Consider the following 3,455-nt stretch of genomic DNA (forward strand, 5'->3'; position numbering starts at 1 on the left):
CGGCCACGGCGGGCGCGGCCACGGCGGGCGCGGCCACGGCGGGCGCGGCCACGGCGGGCGCGCTCGTAAACTCTGGCACACTTGAAACCAACATATCAGCCAATGACATCGCAGGCAATGCCGCTGGAGCAGTCGGGGTTACTGGGTTCGACTGCTTAGTGGCTTTAGCCGCAGTTACCTCACCTACCAACGGCAGGCTTTCATTTGGACCGACGGTTCGCGGTGAGGGCAATTCCGATGGTCCAGCCGGTAACGACGTGTCTGCGCCAGTTGGGACCAGCAGGGGCGTGACCGTTCCGGTTGCTGGTTCCACAGCATCTTGGCGTGGGCCGACCGGCAAGGGCAGCATTGCTTCCACGAACACGACTGATTCAACAGCCGGCGGTAAAGACGCCTGCTTCTCCGGAATAGGCACAGCAGCAGCCGACCCTTCAGCAGCTAAACCACTCTCGTTCTTTTGTACTTTACCGGACTGCAAGTCGTTCAGCTCCGCTAGTAGCTCACGTCCCGCCGAGGTGGAATTTGCTTCGGTCTCATAGGCCATCATCCGTTGCTTGGCGGCTGAAATTATCTCAAGATTTAGTTCGAACATGTAAACAAGTTCGTTCGTGCGATGCGCTTCTTGGGCCTGTGCCTCGTAGCTGGTAATCAGATTCTTCTCCTGCTGATAAGCGGCCACCGCCGCCACGGCTTGCGTAAGTTGGTCGACCGATTCGGCCGTCGCCGCTCCGTTGGCTTCCCCAGGCTGCCCACTCGCAGCGGGACCAGACAACGCCATCGTAATGGCGTTCAAACCATCCGTCCCCAATGGTGCCCGCACCACTGGGGCCTTCAATGATTCGGTCTCCGCCAGAGAAGATGACAGCGTCTCGTTCGTAGTAACCAAGGCCTCCAGCGGCCGTGATGAGTGGGCCACCGTGCCTTCCAGGACCATGGCTCCAGCCCGCTGCTTTAGCTCATTTGCCGCCAGCTGCTTGTCGATTCCCGCCAGGCTCAAGTGCGGTCCCAGGGCACTTCCTTTGAAGCAGTAACCATCCTTTTCAAAGCTGATGCCCGTCGCCTTGCCCTCCCGATTGTAGTGTAATTTCGAGGCAATTTTCTCCTCTTTCAGGGTAGCCAGTAACTGCGGCCACTGCGTTTCCTGCATCACGGCCGGGTTAAGCGTGGCCCGCAGGTTGTAGCGCGCCAGGTCGATGGGGCGGAACCGCTCGGGGTTTTGTAAAGCCAGCCGCGGTTCTCCGGGGGACGTGAGGCCATGTTCCTTGACAAGCTCTTTGAGCGCTTGGTTCGAGTGAAAGAAATCCCGTCCGTCCGCAATACTCTCGCCCGCATTGTCCACTCGATTGGCCACGATGTGGAGGTGGTGGTGGTCGGGCCGGTCGCGGTGACGCACCACGATGTACTGGGTATTGTCCAGCCCCATTTTTTTAAGATAGTCTTCGGCAATGGCCCGCATCCGGGCATTGCTCATGCGCGCCTCATCATCTGGATTGAAGCTGAGCGAGGTATGCCAAACCGCCAAATTCAGTCGGGGATTAAGGTCCCGTCCGAGCTCAAAGTCCGCAATCATCTCGGCGACGCTGTTGGTGTTGACGCCCTTTGAAGTCAAAATCTCTGCTTGCTTGTCGCTGGGCTGGTCACGCCGGCCCGCGAAAAGGTAGCGCACCGCACCGCCGAAATCCTTCCCTATCGTCGTCTGTTCGTCCATCTGGCTTGGAGGCTAAACTACTTGCTGAGCGATTGGATTACCGCTCGTATCTGCTTCGCCATGGCAGTCAGTGCAGCGGCGTGAACAGTATCTCCTGCGGCCTGCGCAGCTTTCGCGAACTGGTCCAAAACGGACGCCGTCATCACCAGCGACCGCACCGCTTTGCGTTGTTCCAGCGACAGGCCCCGTCTGATAATCCGGGCAACCCGCTTCTGGCCGCGCGCACCCTTGGGGTCCACCAATGGCCGGACAAGCTCGGAGATGGTCAGGTCTAAATCCTGAGCCGCTGCGTGCAGTTGGGCGTGCCGAACGGGCGACACCATGGTGCTGATGACCTTGAGTTTTTGGTCGCCTTTCTCCGGACGTCCCCCTTTGCTTTTCTCTTTACGCGCAGCTGCAACGGGTGCCTGCTCACTGGCCTCCTCGGCCACCAAGACAGCGGTGCAGATTGCATCCGCCTCATCCTGCGTCAGGGGCTTGCCATCGGCAGAGTACATCTGGTAATATGGCCAGTCTTCATACCGAAGCACTCCTTCGGCTAGCAGCCTTTTCTCAACGGAACGAAGTTCTTCGGATGTGGGTGTACGCATGGATTTGGGAACTGCTCTGGTTACGAGAATGATGATTTTGCGCGGAAAATGGCTACCGTGAAATAGGGTTTAGCTCTATCAGAACCTATCTTGCTCCAGCCAGATAAAACGGGCCATCTCCGCAATTGTCTTTTCCCCACTGCCTTACAAATCCTCTATCAACTGAAAGCTACTCCAGCCTGCTTCAGTTTCCAAATACTTCTTGCTCTGGCATCGTCATTTCTGTGCTACCGAGTCACTTTGGGCTTCCCCTACTTTCTCGGTTATGTCTTCCCATTTAGAAAATTCAACAAGGCCGCGACAAGTATACCGTAGAACCTGCCGCTCTTCGTGCCTACCACTTAGAGCGCCATCCAGAACTATCCAGAGTCACCCGCCTTATTCAATCTTTCGGTTTGTTCTCTAATGCGTGCTCCGGATGAATCCCCTTAATCAACACCTTTGACGATTTGGTCAAATAGTGATTTCCTTCAAAAAACCGCTGCTCGATTCACTGGACCGAAGCAAAATTGAATCACTTTACCTGAGCAGTCCAGTCGACCCCAACTGTTTTTGATAGACCTCCCAAAACCAAAGGCGAAAAGCAAAAGCAAAAAAAGCACGGATGCTGCAAGCCGGGTCCTCCGCCCTCCCCTCCGCCCTCCCTCCTACCCTGTCTGGTCCTCGAACTGCCAGACACCTGTTATCCCTCGCCGCCCCTAAATCTCCGGTCTCCCATGAGATACCCGCTCTTAGTAACTCTTCCATTTTTTAAGACGGCTCCTTTTCCTGAAAGACCAGCCAATCCAGCTTCCGGAAATCATCTCTATCGCTTGCCACCAACGCAAACAAAAAACACAAACCAACCGGCCCGCTACCAAAACCGCCAAGTGCATTTTCTCGACAACCCTGCTTACTCAACCGCGCGCTAAATTCACGGCCTCTCAGATTAACGAGTTGACTATTCCAATTTCGCTGCCCTGGAGCCTCATTAAAACAAAGCGAACGCCGCGCCATCCATCTCGACAATGGCGACTAACTCCCGCAGAAAAAACCAGCATGAAAACACGAAGCCCCTCTTTTACCAATTGCTGGCAAAGCTTCTAATTGCTTTAAGTAGTCACGCAAAAGTAACGGTGTACTTTTGGCCGACCTCCATTAAGACGTGTTCGATGCGT

2 protein-coding genes are annotated in these 3,455 nt (G+C 55.6%); both read right to left on the reverse strand.

Annotation, left to right across the window (positions count from 1 at the left end; genetic code table 11):
- On the reverse strand, positions 1–1,708 hold a 1,708-nt coding region (locus tag IEW17_RS20455), incomplete at its 3' end, for a relaxase/mobilization nuclease domain-containing protein (RefSeq protein ID WP_188563920.1).
- 17 nt (positions 1,709–1,725) lie between these two features.
- Complete coding sequence (locus IEW17_RS20460) at positions 1,726–2,298, reverse strand: hypothetical protein (RefSeq protein ID WP_188563921.1); 573 nt, start codon at positions 2,296–2,298, stop codon at positions 1,726–1,728.
- Positions 2,299–3,455: the final 1,157 nt, after the last annotated feature.

This window comes from Hymenobacter frigidus (assembly GCF_014640435.1).
Lineage (GTDB): Bacteria > Bacteroidota > Bacteroidia > Cytophagales > Hymenobacteraceae > Hymenobacter > Hymenobacter frigidus.